Genomic DNA, 17,708 nt, shown 5'->3' on the forward strand with positions numbered 1-17,708 from the left:
CGTGAGTCTAGGTCCGCGCTGGAGCGACACGCCCGCACGCTGCGGGCGTGACACGGCGGGGCCCGGCACGCGGACGGGCGCGCCGCCGTCGGGCAGGAGCCCGAGCAGCGACGCGCCCGTCAGGAGGTGGTCAGCGGTAGTTCGTGTAGTGGTGAACACCGAGGTCAGCGGTCTGTTAGGTGGCCTGAGTCCGCACAGAGTCCGCAGAATCCTCCACAGCGGCCGCCATGAGCTCGGCCGCCGCGCTGCGAGTTCGGTCCTCGGCGGTCGGCCATAGGTGCGAGTACGTTCCCAACGTGATCGTCGGCGACGAGTGACCCAAGGCGCGCTGAACCGTCACGACGTCGCAGCCGTCCGCGATCAGGCCCGACGCGTAGAAGTGCCGCAGGTCGTGCAGCGTGTGCGCTCCGAGCCCCACGGCATCTCGGATCTGTCGCCACTGGTTGCCGGCCGAGTTCCGGTTCCACAGGTCTCCGGACGGGGCGCAGAACAACCACTCCTCCTCACCGCGCGTGCCGAACACCTCGACGTGGCGAGCGAGCATCTTCGTCAGCGCCTCTGGCGCGTAGACCGTGCGTTCGGACCCGTACTTGGGTGGCACGATCTCGACCGCCTTGGACGTGGCGCCCTGCACCTGACGATCGATGCGGATCGTCCGCCGTAGGAAGTCGATGTCCGCGAGTTGGAGGCCCGCCGCTTCGCCCAGTCGAAGGCCGGCGAACGCGCACACCCCGATGAACGGCGCGAACCACTCCGGCGCCTCTCGGAGCGCCTCCCCAACGCCACGGGCGGTGGGGATCGCCATGCTTGCCTCGGCCTTGCGGATCCGGGGGAGTGGCACCCTGGACGACGGGTCTTCGGGGATCACACGGTCACGCACGGCCGCACTCAACGCCATGCGCACGTAAGTCACCCGCGTCTTGATCGTGGACGCCGCCAGGCCGCCCTTGCGGGATGCGGCAGGCTGGGACATCGACTTCACCCACACCTCGACGTGTGAGGCCCTCAGAGCGCTCATAGGCAGGTCCCCGAACGTTACAGAGGCCGCGGCCTGCTGAGCCGCTTCGAGCGTGCCCCTGGCCCACACCTGTCGTGCGGACCAATCAGCCCACCATGTGTCGAACGTAATCCGACCGGCTCGAGGATCCACGTACCTGCCGGTGACGAGGGACGCCGTGACCTCGTCCAGCCACGCCTGAGCGTCGACCTTCCGAGGAAAGTGCTTGGCGTGCTCCTTGCCCGCCGCATCGCGGTACCGGGCTCGCCAAGAGCCATTGTCACGCCTCTTGATGCTCGCCATCGTCCGGCCTCCTCAGGTAGCGCTCAATCTGGTTCGTTAGCTCGGTGCCGCTGTACGTCCGTTGATCCCGAGCACTCCCGTCGGTTGTACGAATCCCGAAAGCCTGGCGATCTGTCGCGTACTCGGCTTCGATCGCGGCCACGACATCCGCTAGCGGCACACTGAGTAGCCTCTCGACAAACTCCCGCTGGGGGTGCGCATGCGCATGGGGCATCAGTTCCCACTTCTCCCGCAGTTCGTCCCGGGCTCGCAGGACCTGGTGGACCTCGCCCTGCAAGGCGACCTGCTGTCGTAGAAGCGAGCCAAGGGCGAGTAGCGCGAGCGAGCCTCGAACGTCCTCAACTGTCGGGTCGTACAGGTCGGCGGGCTTTACCTCAAGGATCTTGGCGAGCGCAAGGCCCTCGTGGAACTTCAGCGACCGAGTGCCCTTCTCGATCTTGAGGATCGTCTGGGGATACATCCCGTCGACCCCTGCTGCGGACATCCTCTCGGCAAGCTGCGCCTGCGACAGGCCCCGCGCCTTCCGGAACACCTGGACGCTCTCGCCAACCCTCTCGTCTCTGTTCACACTAAGACGGTACCGGATCGGCACCGGTTGCGCATAACCAAGTTGGCAAGTACTGTTTTGGTTGTACGGCGAAGGTGCCAAGTTGGTACCGGGTGCGAAGAGGGGAACAGACAGATGACGAAGCTCCTGAGGACAGTCGAGGTGGCCGACCTTCTCGGCCTACCGGAAGGCACGCTCCGGTACTGGCGACACTGCGGCACCGGACCCGCCTCGTTCCGTCTCGGCCCCCGCCGGGTCGTCTACAAGGAGGCGGACGTCCTGGCGTGGGTCGAGGCGCAGTACCAGCAGGCCTCGTGACCGATCTCCATCCCGCTCTGCCGGCCGCTGTCCAGCCGGAAAGGTCGGGAGAACTCCACCTCGGCCCGATCGTCGCCGCGGTGGATCGGGCGGCAACGGAGAACGACGCCATCCGGCTACTGACCCAGCGCTTCCCAGAATGGTCGATCTCCAAGGCTCGGAAGCTTGCGCGAGAGATTCGCACCGATCAGGAGATTGCACGCGAGAGGGCCGTCCTGCCACCTGTGGCGGGCGACCGTTTGGGGCGCGCGGCGGGGGAACGGCAGATGAGGGTGTCGAGGCGGCGTGTCCACGATCTCCCAGACCGTACTGGTGATCGCGCGACCTTCAACCTCGACGAACTAGCTGCGATGCCGCGGCTAGCCAAGAAGAATGCCCCCGGCAGCGATGGCAGTCGCTCCGAGGGCAGGTGTTCCACCAACCCGGAAGAAGGAAGAACCATGACCATCATCTCAGATGTCACTCACACAGGAGAGAGTGACACCACCACGGTTCGTGACATCGCCACGCTGCCCCAGCACCCGAGCTGGTGCGACGGCGCCGACGAGTGGGAGGCGGCCAACGTCCCCGGCGACACTGACGACCGCTTCCACCACTTCCGCACCGCGTGGTTCCAGGCATTCCGGGTCGACTCCCGCGACCCGGTGACGGGCCAGATCAACCCTGGGCCGGCCGAGATCGAGTGCACTGTTGGAAGCCTCGGTGTCGAGGACGTCGAGAGTGCCATTTCACAGCTCGCCGAGATCAAGCGACGGCTCGACCAGGACCGGGCATGAACACGTCCGACACGATCCGGGCGTGGATCCACGACCGCGACCAGATGCACATCTGGGTAGCGATCTCGGTCGGCCTCGCGGGCGACGAGTTCTCTGCCCGCATGACGGACAAGGTTCCGTGGGAACCGGAGATCGTCGAGGACGTCCGCCGAGACCTCGCAGTTCCCGAGGAACAGTTCTGGCAGCCGCCCGCCCCGCTCCGTTCCAGGCATCGCAACCACGCCTCGCACGCCCTCTGACAACTAACAACTGAACCCCGCCTAAGGCCGGTCTCCCCAACGGGACGCCGGCCTTTCGCGTGCCCACGGACAGCGCCTTACAGGAGGACGCGTGACCGAAGATCAGCAGCAGTGGTACGAATCCGGCTTGCTTCACGGCATCGAGATCGGCCGTAGCCAGCTCGAAGCCGAGTACCAGGAGTCACACGCGACGGTGGTCGCCATCATTCACCGACTCGGCTCGCCAGTCGACGAACTGGCCACCAAGCGAGGAGAGCACGCGCGCGCTTCCCGGCACCGCGAACTCATGGAAGCCCGCGGCATCAAGGCGGTGACGGCATGATGCGTAACCGTGTAACCGATGTAACCGAGGAATCCGACGGCGCGCGTGTGCTCAACGCTGTCGAGAGGTTCCTCTCTCGCTTCGTGGTCTATCCCGGTGAGGACGAGCGGGTCGCACACGTCCTCTGGATCGCACACACCTGGTTCATGGACACCTGGGAGTCGACGCCCCGCATCGCCTTCCTCTCACCAGAGCCCGGCTCTGGAAAGTCGCGGGCGCTCGAGGTCACGGAACCCCTCGTGCCGCGTCCAGTACATGCCGTGAACGCAACCCCGGCTTACCTGTTCAGGAAGGTCTCTGACCCTGAGGGGGCTCCGACCATCCTCTTCGACGAGATCGACACGATCTTCGGCCCGAAGGCGAAGGACAACGAGGAGCTCCGCGGCATGCTCAACGCCGGACACAGGAAGGGAGCGCTCGCCGGCCGATGCGTTATCCGTGGGAAGGAGATCATGACCGAGGAACTCCCGTCATACGCCGCGGTTGCCCTAGCGGGCCTCGACGACCTGCCTGACACGATCATGACCAGATCGGTAGTCGTTCGGATGCGACGTCGAAGCCCGGGGGAGAGGGTCGAGCCCTGGCGGCTCCGAACCTGTGGGCCTGATGCAGAGGCCCTATATGCCTCCATTGAGGAATGGGCGGGATCGGTTGCCGACCGCGTGGGCGGTGTTTGGCCCGAGATGCCTGAAGGCGTGGAGGACCGCAACGCGGACGTCTGGGAAGCCCTGCTCGCGGTCGCAGACCTAGCGGGAGGGGACTGGCCTTCTCGCTCGCGCGAGGCTGCCGTCACCCTTGTGAACCGGTCCCGGCAGCGTCCGCCGAGCCTTGGGCTACTCCTGCTCAGCGACATTCGGCAGGTCTTCGCCGCGCAGCAAGTCGACAGGCTCGCGACCGATGAATTGCTGGACGGGCTTCTCGATCTCGACGAGTCCCCATGGGCCGACCTCAAAGGCAAGCCGCTCGAGTCTCGCAAGCTCTCGTTCCTCCTGAAGAAGTACGAGATCGGGCCCAGGTCACTCCGTGACGGTTCGCGGGTCTTCAAGGGCTACGCCGCGAGTGACTTCGCAGATGCGTGGGGTCGGTACCTCACCGCCGATGCCCGGCAGTCAGGCGATTCCTCGGTTACATCGGTTACAGCGCTACACCGCGCCGCGTGCGTGGTCTGCGGCGAGCCTGTCGACCCGGCTGTGGGAGAGCGGCACCCGAACTGCGAGGAGGCGGCGGCATGACCGAGAACCAGCGGCTCGCACGCCGCCTCCGACGCCTCGCATGGGCCACCGAGAACATGCAGGACGACGAGCTCCAAGCCCTGGACGAGTACTTGAACGCCTTCTCCTGGGAAGCGAAAAGGCGGTGGCCCCGGCCGCCACGAGAGAGGAACAGGGACCCCCGATGACCACAAAGACCCGGCCGGAAGCCGTCGACCGACACGGCACACGACACCGCTACGGCTGCGACACCCCAGAACCAACGACCACCCCGGCATCACTCCGCGGGTGGTCATTCCACATCTGCCCCACCTGCGGGGCAACCCGACTCGAACGGAGCACCAGATGACCCACACCCCCGGACTCTGCCGAAACTGCGGGCGACCCGCCTCCGCCCGCGGCGACTGGTACTGCACACCATGCCGACTCACGCCCCGCCGAAGTACGACGCCCGCAACCAAGGAACCGGCCAGCACGAGCCTGCCCACCCTCATCGCCCTCGCCAACAAGCGCGGCCTCCGAGTCTGGCGCGTCAACGAGCTCGGCAACCTCACCCCCATCAACTAGACCCAACCACCGTGCGCCCGCCAGCAACCATCGGGCGCACACCACCCAGCCACAACCACGCGGCCAAGCCGCGAAAAGGAGAAACACCATGGCAACCATCACCGCCGGCAACACGCCCCAGGAACTCAAGGCCATCGAAGCCGTAGACACCTACCAGCGACAGATCGTCACCATCCGCACCGACCCCACACTCTCCGACACCGGCCGCCGACAGAAGCTCGCAGCCGCCTACATCAGCACCCGCGACACCGTCACCAAGCTCCAGAACGACGCCACCACCAACGCCGACGCACGCCGAGACACGCTGACCAGCAGCCTCTTCGGCCTCACCACCACCGCCGATCCCACTGCCGCGATCTCCCTCCGCGACGCCCAGGACCGAGCAACAGCACTCACGGACCCCCGCGAGGCCCAGCGACTCCTCGAGCAGGCCAGCCGCACCGGAGACGACCACCTCGCGAAGGCCATCGCGCACCGCGCCTACGAAGATGGCTGGTACGACGTCCTCAACACCTACGCAGCGACCAGGACCAACGTCGAAGCGCAGATCGGCGAACTCCGAAACCTTGAACCCAACATCGCCCACACTATCGGCGCCGCGATGTCCTACGCCGTCATCAAGCCGACCGAACTCGCATCACTCAGCGACCCAGCCATCGCAGACCTCGCCGCCGGACGCTCAACCGAAGATGACGCCCGCCACGGCTGGTAGCTAGGAGAGCAGGGCGGGCAGGCGCTGAATCACTGACAGGAGGGACTTGGGGTCGTAGGACCCCCGGCCCAGGCGGACCGTGTGACTGTCACCGAAAACTAGGGTCGCGGTCGGGAAGCCCGGCCACAGCACGACGCCCTCGCCATCGTTCGGGGGAAAGGTTGCGCGGACGTCAACTCGCTCAATGGAGCTCAGGGCACGGGTCTGTACGACGAATTCCGCATCATCCTTACCGGAGGTCACCGCGAACTCGAAACTCACCACGAGATTCGCGGTGACCACCGCGCCCCTCACCCATCCGTTGGCATCGTCTTCGATCTCAAAGCGGGTCTCAAGGTGCTCGATGTCCTCGCCTGCAGTTGCCAGGGCGATTGACGACGCGAGCTCGCCCCTCCACCGGGGGATACGCCCACCGTTGAGCCGCCCCCCGTGTGCATCGAACGCCGTCATGAGCTGGTCGTAAACGTACTTCGCATGTTCTTTGCTGGTCATGCCGCACAGCCAAGCACACCCCACTGACAGGCGGTGGCGCCCGGGATCAACCGGCCTCCTATCCACCCCTTCGCACCGTCGTGCACTGCGCACGATGCGGACGCGAGCTCGACCCTTCCGAACCCTGGGACCTCGGACACAGTGAGGACCGTGCCACATGGACAGGACCCGAGTGCCTGCCATGCAACCGCAGTGACGGTGGCCGCAGAGGACGAGTAACACAAATGTGAAGCCGCGCCCGAAGCCCGCGACATGCCATCGTACGAAGACCCTGCGAAACGGAGAAGCCCGACATCGAGGGGCGCACAAACTACCCCAGGGGGGTACCCCAAACCCCCTCACCACCCGACCGCCGGTGAGGGCGCTCGGTAGTGCGGAGATGCCACGCGCTCAGTTTGTTGTGTCACTAGAGAGGAAGACAGCCATGAGTAGTACAGACGCGCACGCCAGGCGACGTGCGCCCGATGGTCTCAGGGGGCGCGGCAAACGCTTCTGGAGGGCTACAACAGCGGCTTATGAGTTCACTGACGCCGAGTTCGCTCTCCTGGAGGAGGCGTGCCGGACGCTCGACAGTCTCGACCTACTCGCCGCCGCGATCTCCACAGATGGCGCGATGGCGACCGGGTCGACTGGACAGCCCGTCGTCCACCCCGCCCTGACCGAGGCTCGGGGGCAACGCTTAGTCCTGCACAGGCTGATTGCCGCATTGGCGTTGCCTGACGAGGACGGACAGGCGGTGCCGACAGGACGCGCTCTAGCTGCTGGTGCCGCCGCTAGGGTCCGCTGGGGAGCGGCACAAGCAGCGGTTCGGGGCGCCTAGTGGCCCGGGTTCGGCGCCTGGTAGCACCTGTGATCGGCGGGGTCCCAGAAGCGCTGGGTTCGCGAGATCACCCGGCGTGGGAGGACGCCCGCGAAGTGGCCGCGCTCTCCGCAGCATTCGGCCTGGCGGTCCAATGCCCCAGAGGGGAACCGCTGCAGGAAGCGCCTGCATGGGCGCGGTTTGAAGCCTTCCGGGAGGCCTGGTGCGTGGCGAACGGGTTCATGCATCCCCGTTGGGCGGAGCTGATCGATTATCGCCGCGCGCGGGAAGCGGGCATTGACACTTCGTCCTCGTCACGCAACCGGCTCAGGCGAGCACGCTAGCGACACTCGGACCTATGAAAGCACGACGGAGCGCGACGCTCTGGCGTGGAGACAGCGCGATGCTGACAATTGAATAGCTTTACAAGCCAGGCCCATCGGAACTGACCGGTGGGCCGTTTTCATGCCCAATGGGCGGTGAAAGCAGGTGGTCCCTTTGGCGGACCGGACTATCAAAATTGTTCTTGACGCGAGTGTGACTGGCCTGGTGAACGGGTTCAAGACGGCGTCTACGGCGGCGTCGGACTTCGGGAACCGGCTGTCGGATGGCATCTCGAAGAACGAGCAGCACATCAACACCCTGTCGAACACGCTGGGTGGGATTGGTCTGGCGGCGACGGCTGGTGCTGGCCTGGCCGTGAAGACGTTCATGGACTTCGACGCGGCCATGTCGAACGTGGCGGCGACTGGTGACGATGCGCGCGGGTCGATCCAACAGCTGCGTGAGGCTGCGATCCAGGCCGGCGCTGACACGTCGTTCTCCGCGACCGAGGCTGCCGGTGCGATCGAGGAGCTCGCAAAGGCTGGCCTGTCGGCCGCGGACATCCTTGGTGGTGGCCTGGACGGCGCCCTGGACCTGGCCGCGGCTGGTGGGCTGTCGGTGGCTGATGCGGCGCAGTACGCGTCGACGGCGATGGCTCAGTTTGGTCTGTCGGGTCGGGACGTGACGCACATCGCTGACCTGCTGGCGGCGGGTGCTGGTAAGGCGAACGGTGAGGTCTCCGACATGGGGGCGGCGCTGAACCAGGCCGGTCTGGTCGCGTCTCAGACGGGTCTGTCGATTGAGGAGACGACGGGTTCGCTGGCGGCGTTTGCTCAGGCGGGTCTGCTGGGTTCGGACGCGGGTACGTCTCTGAAGACGATGCTTCAGCGCCTGTCTGCGCCTTCGGGTGAGGCCGCTGGGCTGATGGCCGAGCTGGGCATCTCGGCGTATGACGCGTCGGGGAACTTCGTCGGGATGGCGGAGTTCGCGGGGCAGCTTACGACCGCCCTTGGCGCGATGACGCCGGCGCAGCGTAACGCGACGATGGCGACGATCTTCGGTGCCGATGCCGTGCGTGCGGCTGGTGTGATCTACCAGAACGGTGAGGCTGGGATCCGCGATTGGATCACGGCTGTTGATGACCAGGGGTACGCGGCTGAGACGGCGCGCGTGAAGCTGGACAACCTGAAGGGTGACCTTGAAGGCCTGGGCGGTTCCCTCGAGACGGCGTTCATCAACGGCGGCTCGGCGGCGAACGACATGCTCCGCGGCATCGTTCAGGGCGCGGATGCGGCCGTGGACGCGATCGGTGGTCTGCCGGCGCCGATCTTGAACGCGACGACCATGCTTGTCGGTGGTGGCGGCCTGGTGGCACTGGGGGTCGCCGGGGTCGGCAAGCTGACTATCGGCTTGAACAACGCGCGCATCGCTGCGAACGCCCTCGGTGTCTCGACCAAGGCCGCCGCGCTGTCCGCGGGGGCCATCGGCGGCGCAATCGCGATCGCTGCGGTTGGGTTGACGGCGTGGGCGTCGAAGGCTGCTGAGGCTCGTGCCCGTACGGATGAGTACAAGGACACGTTGGACGAGCTCGGCAACACGACCGACGAGACCGTTAAGAAGTTCAACACGGACCTCGTCGAGGCGTCGTCGTCGTGGATGTCTGGGTCACGTGACCTCATGGGCGTCGCCGACGAGCTCGGGCTGTCGTTCCAGGATCTTCAGGGGTACGTGCAGGGCAACGCGGACGCGATTGAGCGGGTCAAGCAGGCAACGTCCGACTATGTGAGCGAGGGCAACCTCTTCGAGAAGGCCGTCGGTACGCGCGGTCAGCTGATGAACGATTTCAGCGGGTTCCTGGATGACAACGCGCGGGCGATCGCGAACGGTAAGACAGAGACCGAGCTGGCGGCCGCGGCGAACGAGGCTGCTGGTGTTGCTACTGGTGTTGCGTCTGAGGCGACGGCTGCGTTCACGAAGGAGCTTGAGGCTTCTGCTGCTGCGTCTCAGGAGTGGATTGATGCGACGTCGGAGATTTACTCGTCGTTCGTGAACCTTGGCGAGGCGTATCAGGGTGCGATCGATAAGAACATCGAGCTTGCAACGTCGACTGCGGATGCAACGTCATCTTCTGAGGATTCGTGGGAGGACTTCTACGACGGCGTGTCTGTATCGGCGGCGGACTACATCGGTTCGTTGTCGGCTCAGGTCGCGGCGCAGGAGGCATGGGCTGCGAACATGACGAACCTGTCGTCGCGCGTGAATACGACCATGACTGGTGATATGCGCACGGCTGCGAACAACATGATCGATGAGTTGATGCAGTTGGGTCCGGAGGGCGCGGCGCAGGTTCAGTTGCTGCACGACATGTCCGATGGCGAGCTTCAGCAGGTTGTGGAGTTGTACCAGCGTAAGGGGCGTGCGTCTGGTGATGAGTTCGCGGGGCAGATCAACAAGACGCGCCCGAACGACATCATCGTGGACGCGGATACGAGTCCGGCGATGGCTGCGGCTCGGGCGTTGTGGCAGAGCTTGGAGAACAGGCGCTTCACGGCGTACATCGATGTCGTCACGCGGGGCGGCAACCCCGGTGGCGGCACCCCGATGGAAGCTCGAGCGATGGGCGGTCCAGTGGTCGCTGGTCGTCCGTACCTGGTTGGCGAGGAGGGCATGGAGATCTTCGTCCCGGCACGGTCGGGGACGATCTTGAACGCGTCGGACACGGCACGGGCCATGCAGGCTCAGCCGCCTGCGTACGTGGCCCCGCCTGCGTGGTCATACGCGATCGGCCCAGCAGCGACGGGCGGTGGCCCGACCATCAACAACACCATCTCTGCGGATGGTCTTGTTGCGCGTGGTTACGCGGAGCAGATCGCTTCCCGGGTCGTGACTAAGCAGCGCGACACGATGGCGCTCTACGGCATCGGAGGCGCCCCGTGACAGAGGCGACTGTCAAGATGGCAGTAGCAGCAGCCCCCTATAAGGACGGATTCATCCAATGACCGACGAGTCGATTACACCAGACGAACTCTGGCTCTTCTTCCAGGAGCCAGCGCAAGTGGCCGGACTGCTCTTCGCTGGCCTCGCGGACGAGTCGTTCGAAGGTTCGCTCGATCAACTTGTCACTCCGGAGTCAGCCCCAGGCTGGGGCGACTTCTCCGAGGTCCGCGGCGCGCTCAAGTCGATCGTTAAGCCCGGAATTGTCTCAAGAGGGAGCCGTGCCCTTGGTGCTGAGAATCTCGTTGCATACATTGGCGTGATCCCAAACGTCGTCGAGGGGTATTGGGTGGAGGAGGAGTCCGTCGTAGAGTTCGCTGGAGTCTTCACCATGGTCTACTACGATTCGAACCGCTGGCTCGCGCACAGTTTCGGGCAGTACGTGCGACCGGAACAGATCCAGTACCTCCAATAAGCGAAGGCCCCGACCTCCCGGTCCGGAGATCGGGGCCTTCGCCGTTCCCCCGCTAGTCCATCTGCTCGCACTTCTTACAGCGGTCGTAGCCACCCTTGCCGGCCGCGCGGTTGTGGGCAGGGATCTGGCTTCCGGGCGGGCAGTCCGAGTGGTCGTGGTAGACGTCCGGGTCGGAGGGGTTGGTGGAGTGGTATGCGCTGACCTTTGCCATGTCGGCTCCTTTGCCGCTTGGGCTCCCCCTGATGGAAGCCGTGGCCCAGAGGCTAGGCCTGCCAGGCACTCACGTACCAGGGCGCCAGCGATACTTCACCCGCAGCACCCTGGCGGCGGGTCCGATACTGGGGCACTCTGGGCGTATGGGATGGAAAGAGCAGCCGAACGGTGACCACAAACTAACCACCAAGAACGACAAGGTCTACATCCTTCGCAGGCTTGGCCATGGGTCCTACGAACTCGTCGACCACTATGACGCCATCGTTGGCACGTTCTCGCTGGGCGAGGGCAAGCGAGTTGCCGAGCTTCGTGCCCACGACAACGGCGATCCTGTTTAGGGCTGTACACGTTTTTGTAGGTGTGTGGAGACGTCGTCGGCGCGGAACCAGCAGGAGAGCTCGGAGCGAGGGTCGGCTGGGCCTGTGAGCCAGGACACGCGCGGCCAGGTGGTTCAACTACGAAGGACGTGGCGAGCGTGAGAGGATCGCCGCCATCCCTGCAGCGCTGTCCACGATCGTATGCTCGGTGGCCTTGTCAAGCACCCCGGTGTCGGCTGAGGTGAAGACCGCACGCACGAGTTCCGCGAGGACTAGTTCCTTCGCATCGTCCCCCGCAGCGTCAACGAGCAACTTGAACGTCTGTAGGGCCTTCGCCTTCTGCTCGTACACCGCCTGCAAGTGGCTATTCGTTCGGTAGATCTTCGATGCGAAGGCGACGCCGAAGGACAATGAGCCAAGTATGAATACCTTTGCAAGCAGTTGGCGAGCGAACTCGCTCCAAACTTCTGCCTCATTCGAACTATCCGGCATGCCCGCCCATTTCCAGTCTGTCGCAGGAAGAACCCAGAATAGTGCGATGCCCACTAGGGCGAGAGTCACCGCCAAGGTGATCATTACCAAAAGGGCCCTGCGAGCAGCCAAGCCGTGAGTGGTTGCTTGATCTGAGTAGAAATGCGCGATCGTGCTCGTGGCCGTTGCGCCCGAAGCGATTTCGGCTTTCGTGACGAGCTCTTCCGCGTGCTTTTCGAGAGCCTTTGCGTTCTCATGGAGCTTCTCCGCGGAACGCCAGAGAGTCGCGATGTCTTGGGCCATGGATGCGGCCTCAATCCTGTCGTGCGCAACCTGAGGTCGCAGATGCGCAAGCGCAAACTCTCGGTTATTCCGAAATGCGTCGGCAATTTGTGCGGCATGATGGGCCGCGTCGACGTGCGCGAGCTGATCGAACATCTCGACGCGGGAAAGGTCGGAGTAGATTTCTTCGCAAAAGTCCCGCGCCGCTTGTAGTGATTTACTGGGCAGGTCTGCTTCTTGTTCCTTGCTGTATCTTTCTATCCATCGAAGCGTGACCGTGTAGTCGCCCATAATGTTCGGCGCGCCGAAGTCGGCGAGCCGCTTCAAGTTTCCGAGGTCTTCGGGGCGAGGCAGTGCGCCCACGTTGAGTAGTTCCATGCGGAGATCATTGCGCAAACTGGCGGGTGTTCGAGTCCTTGACGGGGTGAAGTTCACGCGGTCAAGTGACGATTGGCCGCCATGTACGATCCGGCTATGCGAGGGACTTGGACGGTACATGCCGTACATCGCCCAGTCCTCAGCCACCAAGGAGTAGAGCCTCGCGCAGCGGTGGCCGACACTGGACGCGTCGCCTGCCGCCCTCGAAATGTGAACCCGCAGACCGCTGTCCGCGAGCCCGAGTCGCTTCGTCGTTGCCAGATGACGCAGGCCAGGTTGGGGGTGCTGCGGTGACTTGCGTCATGTAGTCACTCTTCGAGGTGACTACCTCCGGACGCAACTGAGGGACCCGATAGAATCGGGTCCCTCAGTTGGCCAGACGCATTAGGCGTTGTGGACCCGCCTGGCTGGGTGTGCACATCGCATCGATGGGTAGAGCATACCGAGATCCGAGCGCTTCGCAAGCCGGTCAGCGAGTACCGTGTGTCACATGCTCCCCGTGGACCCGGCCCATTCGGCCCGCCTGAACGCAGTGCCGCACCTGGTCACGCACCTGTCCCCGGAGCGGATCGCGCCCTACGAGACTGACGCCACCGCACGGGGAGTGGACGCGATCACGCTCTACTCGTACAACCTGTCTCTGGCCGCGTCGTTGCTAGGCCCGCTCAACGTGGCGGAGATCGTCGTCCGCAACGCGATGCAGGGGGCGCTCAGCGCGCACTTCGGCCGGGACGACTGGTGGGAGGATGCTCGCGTCGAACTCCCCACCTACCAAGAGAACTCCTTGAGGGACGTCCAAGAGAAGCTGCGCAAGAAGTTCGCGCGCGAAGGCGGGCGCCCAGTGCTTCCGTGCGACGTCGTCGCTGCGCTTGAGTTTGGCTTCTGGACGGGGCTCCTAGGGGATGGACCCGAGGGGTACAGCTTCGAGCGGCAGCTGTGGCAGCCTGCGTTGCGGCGGGGCTTCCCCTACAACCGCCGGGATCGCGACGGCTTCCGGAAGCTGGTCGACGGCGTGCGACGCCTCCGGAATCGCGTGATGCACCACGAGCCTCTGTATCGGGACAAGCACAAGACGGCGCTTCGATACGAGGACATCCTGTACGTGATCGCGTCCGTGAGCCCCGAACTGAGGACGTGGGTCGATCAGACCGGAAGCGCTCGGCACAGGCTTGCCGCGCAGCCCACTGACTACAAGGGGCTGCGGTTCTAGACCGTCGTCATGAGACAACGCCACGTGCTGATCGCGGTCTTTTCGGTAGGTGTGTGGAGACGTCGTCGGCGCGGAACCAGCAGGAGAGCTCGGAGCGAGGGTCGGCTGGGTCTGCGAGCCAGGAGACCATGACGTGCGTGCGGGTCCAGCGGATCGCACGTCCCGGGGTGAACTCTTCGCGGTCGAGCCACAGCATGCGCGCGATGACCGGCCGGCTACCCTGTGGCTTGAGGGGGACCTTGGGCGGCATCTCGGAGTTCACAGGCATGTAGGGATCGAACATGTGTTCGAGTCTAAATTGGCTTCCTGGGAACGAACGCGTCAGGGATAGCCCTCCCTGCTGCTGCCGCCATCTCTTCATCCGCGCCGGGCATCAGGTGGCCGTACGTGTCGACAGTGACCTTGATCGACGAGTGACCGAGGCGGTTCCTGATCTGGTCCAGAGGTCTCCCGGCCGCGAGCATCCACGCGACGTGCGAGTGGCGCAGGTCGTGCACGCGTGGCCTCTTCTCGAGGCCAGCGGCGGCGATCCACTTCCGCCAGTTCGAGTAGAGGGTCGCCTGGACGATCGGCAAGACACCATCCTTGCGAGTGAACACCCACGAGTCTCGTTCACGGTCGACCGTGTGCTCCCTGAGGTGCGCTGCAAGACCAGCCCCTAGCGCTACGGCCCTTCGCCCTGAAGCAGTCTTCGGAGCGCCTGTCTTGCGCGCCGTGCCATCGATGTAAGTCCAGGTGCGCGCCACCCGCAGTGACGGTACGCGGTCGTTCAGGGACAGGTCAGAGACCTTCAAGGCCGTCGCCTCACCGAACCGGAGGCCGGTGCCGGCGAGCGTGTGGATGAGCGGCCGCCACTCATCGGGGATGACTGCGTACAACTGCATGAACTCTTCCGGCGTGAGGAACGTCCGCTCCCGCTGCTCGGTGCGGGGGATCCTGGCGCCTCGGGCAGGGTTGCGGATCACGAGCTCGTCGTCGATGGCAGTTCTGTAGGCAGCTGACAACAGCTGGTGGCGCATCTGTATGGTCTTGCCGCTCTTGCCAGTCTGCTCGAGCTCCCGGATCCACAACGCCACATCCGTTCGGGAGACTCCATTGAGGGGCAACCTCGAGATGCGGTACCCGTCGGTCTCTCGGGCGATCAACTCATAGCGCCGGCGTGTCCCTTCAGTGATGCCTGACAGGGTGTCCAGGTGGTGACGTAGCAGTTGGGAGACGGTCAGTGCCTCGTCGACCGGCTCATCGTCGGCGCGTTTCACCTTCCTGGCCGCCTCCGCACCGAGCCGTTCGACGTCACGCATGAATGCCCTTGCTGCCGCAAGATCGTCGCGGAAGGTCTCCGACGTCTGCTTGCCGCCGCATCGGAAAGCAACCGTGTAGGACGTTGAACCGTCCAGGAGGGCGCGGGTGCGCAGGCTGGGCATCTCCTACCAACTTCCGCGTTCGCGCCGCTCCTTGGTGGCTTGCCGCTTCGCCGAGAGCTCCGTTGGTGCCATCGGGTCGACCCGCTTTCGACGGTTCTCGTACGACTCGATGTCGGTCAGGTCGAACCGCCACTCGCGGCCGATCTTGAAGCCGAAGAACGAGCGGGCGTTCTGCTGCACCCACTCGGGGCGGCGCTTCCACCGCTCGGCCAGTTCCACGACGGTCAAGTGTTGCTTGGGGGTCTCTGCTCTCGTCATGGCGTGAAGGATATGGTGGTTTTGTAGAGAATCGCACCAACCGCGTCCAGACGGATCTTGAAGTTCCCGAACGGCTATCGTGCCGCGAACTGGGGCTTTGATCGGGTCTACAACCGTGCAACGCTGCCCGACATGGAAACCGGCGAGAGCGATACCCAGGAACCTACGAGACTTACCCTGACATTCCATGGTCCAGCTTGGTTCGCAGAGCAGCTCGACGTGTCGGAGTCCTGGGTGCGGAAGAACGCCAAGAGCCTCCCGCATCACCGCGTCGGGTCGCTCCTCAAGTTCGACGACCACTGCGTCGAGATCTTCCGCGACCGCACGGCAGTCGCCCCGTCCGACTCGATGCTGCGCACAGAACGCTCGCGGAACCGCCGGCGCAAGTAGCCGCACACGGCGGCGCAGTCCGCAGCCAGTCCGCAGGAGTCGTGAAAGGCGCACCTGCTAGCCAACGCAACCAGGGCCGGAGATCGCTGACATTCCAACGATCTCCGGCCCTGTCGATACTGGCCTGCCCCTGGCTACCGGTAGTTCGTGAACTGCACCGCGAAGTCCAGGTCGGCACCCTTGAGCAGCGTCTGGACGGCCTGGAGGTCGTCGCGCGACTTGCTCGTCGCGCGGACCTCGTCGCCCGTGATCTGGGTCTTGACGCCCTTGGGGCCTTCCTCGCGGATGATCTTGGTGACCTTCTTCGCGTTCTCGCCCGCGAGGCCCTCCTTGAGCACGCCCTCGAGGCGGTACTCCTTGCCCGACAGCTTGGGCTCGTTCTCGCCCGTGTCGAACGCCTTGAGCGAGATGCCGCGCTTGATGAGCTTGGTCTGGAAGACGTCGAGGATCGCGAGGACGCGCTCCTCGGAGTTCGCGATCATGACGATCTTCTCGCCGCTCCAGGCGATCGACGCGCCGATGTTCTTGAAGTCGTAGCGCGTCTGGATCTCCTTGATCGCCTGGTTGAGGGCGTTGTCGACCTCCTGGCGGTCGACCTTGCTGACGATGTCCATCGATGAATCGGCCACGGTGCTCTCCTGACGCGGTAGGTGGGGTGGTCTGGGGTCAACGGTAGTGGGCGGGTGCCCGGGGCGTCGCCTCGGGCACGGCACCGGGTGATCCGGCGGCGGCCCCCGCCGCGGTCAGCGGGGAGCCGCGAGCCGGGACGCGCGCATCGCGCGCAGGCCGTCGACGCTGAGCACGATCAGCGCGAGCCACACGAGCGAGAAGCCGGCCCACCGTGCGGGCGGCATGGACTCGTGGAACACGAGCAGCCCGACGAGGAACTGGAGCACGGGTGCGAGGTACTGGAGCATGCCCACGAGGCTCAGCGGCAGCCGGCGGGCCGCCGCGCCGAACAGCAGGAGGGGCAGGGCCGTGACGACGCCGCTCGACGCGAGCAGGAGGGCGTGACCGGTGCCCTCGGCGGCGAACGTTCCCTCGCCCGTGATCCCGAGGAAGACCAGGTAGCCGAGCGCCACGGGGAACAGCAGCGTCGTCTCGACCGCGAGGCCGGGCAGGGCCTCGACGTCGCGCCCGACGCGGTTCTTGACGAGGCCGTACAGGCCGAACGAGGCCGCGAGGGTCAGCGCGATCCACGGGAGCCGGCCCACGCCGATCGTGAGGACGACCACGGCGGCGGTGCCGATCCCGAGCGCGACCCACTGCGCGGGGCGCAGCCGCTCCTTGAGCACGAGCACCGCGAGCAGCACCGTGACGAGCGGGTTGATGAAGTACCCGAGGGCCGCGTCGAGCACGTGCCCGGACAGCACGCCGTAGACGTACACGGTCCAGTTCGTGGCCACGAGCACCGCGGCGATCGCGAGCAGCCCCACGGTCCGGCGCACGCGGAACGCGGCCCGGAACGCGGGCAGCTTGCGCATCACCAGCAGCAGGAAGAGGCAGAACAGCAGGCTCCACACCACGCGGTGGGAGATGATCTCGAGCGGTCCGGCCGGCTGGAGCAGCGGGAAGAAGAGGGGCATCGCGCCCCACAGGAAGTACGCGCTCGCACCGAGGACCACACCGAGGCGGTCGATCGGGGCCGACGCGCCGGGGGTGCCCGGAGCGCCCGGACGGGAGGGGTCCGGTGGCGCGGAGAGGTCGTTCACGGGGTGCTGGGGGGCCTGGCTCACGGTCCACTGTAAG

The 17,708-nt window shown here is 65.2% G+C and carries 22 protein-coding genes; 12 read left to right on the forward strand and 10 right to left on the reverse strand.

Translation table 11 applies throughout. The features are described from left to right. Window positions 1-175: 175 nt before the first annotated feature. A complete protein-coding gene (locus WFH32_RS11755; RefSeq protein ID WP_336707547.1) occupies window positions 176-1,300 on the reverse strand; it encodes a tyrosine-type recombinase/integrase in 1,125 nt (374 codons plus the stop codon). Then, entirely contained in the window at window positions 1,278-1,868 is a 591-nt protein-coding gene (locus WFH32_RS11760; RefSeq protein ID WP_336707548.1) for a helix-turn-helix transcriptional regulator, read from the reverse strand. Before WFH32_RS11760 ends, WFH32_RS11755 begins: the two co-directional genes overlap by 23 nt. Before the next feature lie 114 nt (window positions 1,869-1,982). Between WFH32_RS11760 and WFH32_RS11765 the strand changes: the two genes are divergently transcribed. The 7 genes from WFH32_RS11765 (at window position 1,983) to WFH32_RS11795 (ending at window position 5,992) form a co-directional block, all read left to right on the forward strand. Next, window positions 1,983-2,165, forward strand: a complete 183-nt coding sequence (locus tag WFH32_RS11765; RefSeq protein WP_336707550.1) for a helix-turn-helix transcriptional regulator — start codon at window positions 1,983-1,985, stop codon at window positions 2,163-2,165. After that, window positions 2,162-2,941 carry a hypothetical protein gene (locus WFH32_RS11770; protein ID WP_336707551.1) on the forward strand — a complete coding sequence of 260 codons (780 nt, stop codon included), beginning with the start codon at window positions 2,162-2,164 and terminating at the stop codon, window positions 2,939-2,941. The genes WFH32_RS11765 and WFH32_RS11770 overlap by 4 nt, the downstream gene beginning before the upstream one ends. Continuing rightward, complete coding sequence (locus tag WFH32_RS11775; protein ID WP_336707552.1) at window positions 2,938-3,180, forward strand: hypothetical protein; 243 nt, start codon at window positions 2,938-2,940, stop codon at window positions 3,178-3,180. The genes WFH32_RS11770 and WFH32_RS11775 overlap by 4 nt, the downstream gene beginning before the upstream one ends. A gap of 91 nt (window positions 3,181-3,271) precedes the next feature. Further along, the gene (locus WFH32_RS11780) at window positions 3,272-3,502 is read left to right on the forward strand and encodes a hypothetical protein (protein ID WP_336707553.1); all 231 of its coding nucleotides are present in this window, start codon (window positions 3,272-3,274) and stop codon (window positions 3,500-3,502) included. After that, window positions 3,499-4,734: a DUF3631 domain-containing protein gene (locus tag WFH32_RS11785; protein ID WP_336707555.1), complete on the forward strand. Its 1,236-nt coding sequence runs from the start codon at window positions 3,499-3,501 to the stop codon at window positions 4,732-4,734. Before WFH32_RS11780 ends, WFH32_RS11785 begins: the two co-directional genes overlap by 4 nt. Further along, window positions 4,731-4,901: a hypothetical protein gene (locus tag WFH32_RS11790; RefSeq protein ID WP_336707557.1), complete on the forward strand. Its 171-nt coding sequence runs from the start codon at window positions 4,731-4,733 to the stop codon at window positions 4,899-4,901. Before WFH32_RS11785 ends, WFH32_RS11790 begins: the two co-directional genes overlap by 4 nt. 467 nt (window positions 4,902-5,368) lie before the next feature. After that, entirely contained in the window at window positions 5,369-5,992 is a 624-nt protein-coding gene (locus tag WFH32_RS11795) for a hypothetical protein (RefSeq protein ID WP_336707559.1), read from the forward strand. Here the strand turns inward: WFH32_RS11795 and WFH32_RS11800 are convergent, their stop codons facing one another. Further along, the gene (locus WFH32_RS11800) at window positions 5,993-6,484 is read right to left on the reverse strand and encodes a hypothetical protein (RefSeq protein ID WP_336707561.1); all 492 of its coding nucleotides are present in this window, start codon (window positions 6,482-6,484) and stop codon (window positions 5,993-5,995) included. 1,348 nt (window positions 6,485-7,832) lie between these two features. Between WFH32_RS11800 and WFH32_RS11805 the strand changes: the two genes are divergently transcribed. Next, window positions 7,833-10,544, forward strand: a complete 2,712-nt coding sequence (locus tag WFH32_RS11805) for a phage tail tape measure protein (protein ID WP_336707563.1) — start codon at window positions 7,833-7,835, stop codon at window positions 10,542-10,544. A 58-nt stretch (window positions 10,545-10,602) separates the two neighbouring features. Further along, the gene (locus tag WFH32_RS11810; protein ID WP_336707564.1) at window positions 10,603-11,016 is read left to right on the forward strand and encodes a hypothetical protein; all 414 of its coding nucleotides are present in this window, start codon (window positions 10,603-10,605) and stop codon (window positions 11,014-11,016) included. Window positions 11,017-11,068: 52 nt separating this feature from the next. Here WFH32_RS11810 and WFH32_RS11815 read toward each other — a convergent pair whose 3' ends face one another. Then, window positions 11,069-11,227 (reverse strand): hypothetical protein, encoded by a 159-nt coding sequence (locus WFH32_RS11815; RefSeq protein WP_336707566.1) that lies wholly within the window; start codon window positions 11,225-11,227, stop codon window positions 11,069-11,071. A 145-nt stretch (window positions 11,228-11,372) separates the two neighbouring features. Here WFH32_RS11815 and WFH32_RS11820 point away from each other — a divergent pair, with 145 nt between their 5' ends. Then, a complete protein-coding gene (locus WFH32_RS11820) occupies window positions 11,373-11,567 on the forward strand; it encodes a hypothetical protein (protein ID WP_336707567.1) in 195 nt (64 codons plus the stop codon). A 117-nt stretch (window positions 11,568-11,684) separates the two neighbouring features. On the opposite strand, the gene WFH32_RS11825 is transcribed toward WFH32_RS11820, so the two are convergent. Then, the gene (locus tag WFH32_RS11825; RefSeq protein WP_336707568.1) at window positions 11,685-12,677 is read right to left on the reverse strand and encodes a hypothetical protein; all 993 of its coding nucleotides are present in this window, start codon (window positions 12,675-12,677) and stop codon (window positions 11,685-11,687) included. A gap of 490 nt (window positions 12,678-13,167) precedes the next feature. Here WFH32_RS11825 and WFH32_RS11830 point away from each other — a divergent pair, with 490 nt between their 5' ends. Next, on the forward strand, window positions 13,168-13,887 hold the full coding sequence (locus tag WFH32_RS11830; RefSeq protein ID WP_336707569.1) for a hypothetical protein: 720 nt from the start codon (window positions 13,168-13,170) through the stop codon (window positions 13,885-13,887). A gap of 7 nt (window positions 13,888-13,894) precedes the next feature. Here the strand turns inward: WFH32_RS11830 and WFH32_RS11835 are convergent, their stop codons facing one another. From WFH32_RS11835 to WFH32_RS11845, 3 genes are all read right to left on the reverse strand, one after another. Continuing rightward, window positions 13,895-14,170: a hypothetical protein gene (locus tag WFH32_RS11835; protein ID WP_336707570.1), complete on the reverse strand. Its 276-nt coding sequence runs from the start codon at window positions 14,168-14,170 to the stop codon at window positions 13,895-13,897. A gap of 10 nt (window positions 14,171-14,180) precedes the next feature. Beyond that, the gene (locus WFH32_RS11840) at window positions 14,181-15,188 is read right to left on the reverse strand and encodes a tyrosine-type recombinase/integrase (protein WP_336707572.1); all 1,008 of its coding nucleotides are present in this window, start codon (window positions 15,186-15,188) and stop codon (window positions 14,181-14,183) included. A 126-nt stretch (window positions 15,189-15,314) separates the two neighbouring features. Beyond that, window positions 15,315-15,569, reverse strand: coding sequence for a hypothetical protein (locus WFH32_RS11845; RefSeq protein ID WP_336707574.1), 255 nt, complete (start codon window positions 15,567-15,569; stop codon window positions 15,315-15,317). Window positions 15,570-15,626: 57 nt separating this feature from the next. On the opposite strand from WFH32_RS11845, the gene WFH32_RS11850 reads away from it, so the two are divergent. After that, on the forward strand, window positions 15,627-15,959 hold the full coding sequence (locus WFH32_RS11850; protein ID WP_336707576.1) for a hypothetical protein: 333 nt from the start codon (window positions 15,627-15,629) through the stop codon (window positions 15,957-15,959). A gap of 134 nt (window positions 15,960-16,093) precedes the next feature. Here the strand turns inward: WFH32_RS11850 and WFH32_RS11855 are convergent, their stop codons facing one another. Then, on the reverse strand, window positions 16,094-16,588 hold the full coding sequence (locus WFH32_RS11855) for a YajQ family cyclic di-GMP-binding protein (RefSeq protein WP_191796709.1): 495 nt from the start codon (window positions 16,586-16,588) through the stop codon (window positions 16,094-16,096). Window positions 16,589-16,702: 114 nt separating this feature from the next. Beyond that, window positions 16,703-17,695 carry an EamA family transporter RarD gene (gene rarD, locus WFH32_RS11860; protein ID WP_442946332.1) on the reverse strand — a complete coding sequence of 331 codons (993 nt, stop codon included), beginning with the start codon at window positions 17,693-17,695 and terminating at the stop codon, window positions 16,703-16,705. Window positions 17,696-17,708 lie beyond the last annotated feature (13 nt).

Source organism: Oerskovia sp. USHLN155, from assembly GCF_037145535.1.
Taxonomy (GTDB): Bacteria; Actinomycetota; Actinomycetes; order Actinomycetales; family Cellulomonadaceae; genus Oerskovia; species Oerskovia rustica.

Bases quoted from the DNA above. Each gene is read 5' to 3' on its own strand.
- WFH32_RS11755 (WP_336707547.1), bottom strand. From the start codon at position 1,300: ATGGCGAGCATCAAGAGGCGTGACAATGGCTCTTGGCGAGCCCGGTAC.
- WFH32_RS11765 (WP_336707550.1), top strand. From the start codon at position 1,983: ATGACGAAGCTCCTGAGGACAGTCGAGGTGGCCGACCTTCTCGGCCTA.
- WFH32_RS11775 (WP_336707552.1), top strand. From the start codon at position 2,938: ATGAACACGTCCGACACGATCCGGGCGTGGATCCACGACCGCGACCAG.
- WFH32_RS11785 (WP_336707555.1), top strand. From the start codon at position 3,499: ATGATGCGTAACCGTGTAACCGATGTAACCGAGGAATCCGACGGCGCG.
- WFH32_RS11790 (WP_336707557.1), top strand. From the start codon at position 4,731: ATGACCGAGAACCAGCGGCTCGCACGCCGCCTCCGACGCCTCGCATGG.
- WFH32_RS11795 (WP_336707559.1), top strand. From the start codon at position 5,369: ATGGCAACCATCACCGCCGGCAACACGCCCCAGGAACTCAAGGCCATC.
- WFH32_RS11800 (WP_336707561.1), bottom strand. From the start codon at position 6,484: ATGACCAGCAAAGAACATGCGAAGTACGTTTACGACCAGCTCATGACG.
- WFH32_RS11810 (WP_336707564.1), top strand. From the start codon at position 10,603: ATGACCGACGAGTCGATTACACCAGACGAACTCTGGCTCTTCTTCCAG.
- WFH32_RS11815 (WP_336707566.1), bottom strand. From the start codon at position 11,227: ATGGCAAAGGTCAGCGCATACCACTCCACCAACCCCTCCGACCCGGAC.
- WFH32_RS11820 (WP_336707567.1), top strand. From the start codon at position 11,373: ATGGGATGGAAAGAGCAGCCGAACGGTGACCACAAACTAACCACCAAG.
- WFH32_RS11825 (WP_336707568.1), bottom strand. From the start codon at position 12,677: ATGGAACTACTCAACGTGGGCGCACTGCCTCGCCCCGAAGACCTCGGA.
- WFH32_RS11830 (WP_336707569.1), top strand. From the start codon at position 13,168: ATGCTCCCCGTGGACCCGGCCCATTCGGCCCGCCTGAACGCAGTGCCG.
- WFH32_RS11835 (WP_336707570.1), bottom strand. From the start codon at position 14,170: ATGTTCGATCCCTACATGCCTGTGAACTCCGAGATGCCGCCCAAGGTC.
- WFH32_RS11840 (WP_336707572.1), bottom strand. From the start codon at position 15,188: ATGCGTGACGTCGAACGGCTCGGTGCGGAGGCGGCCAGGAAGGTGAAA.
- WFH32_RS11845 (WP_336707574.1), bottom strand. From the start codon at position 15,569: ATGACGAGAGCAGAGACCCCCAAGCAACACTTGACCGTCGTGGAACTG.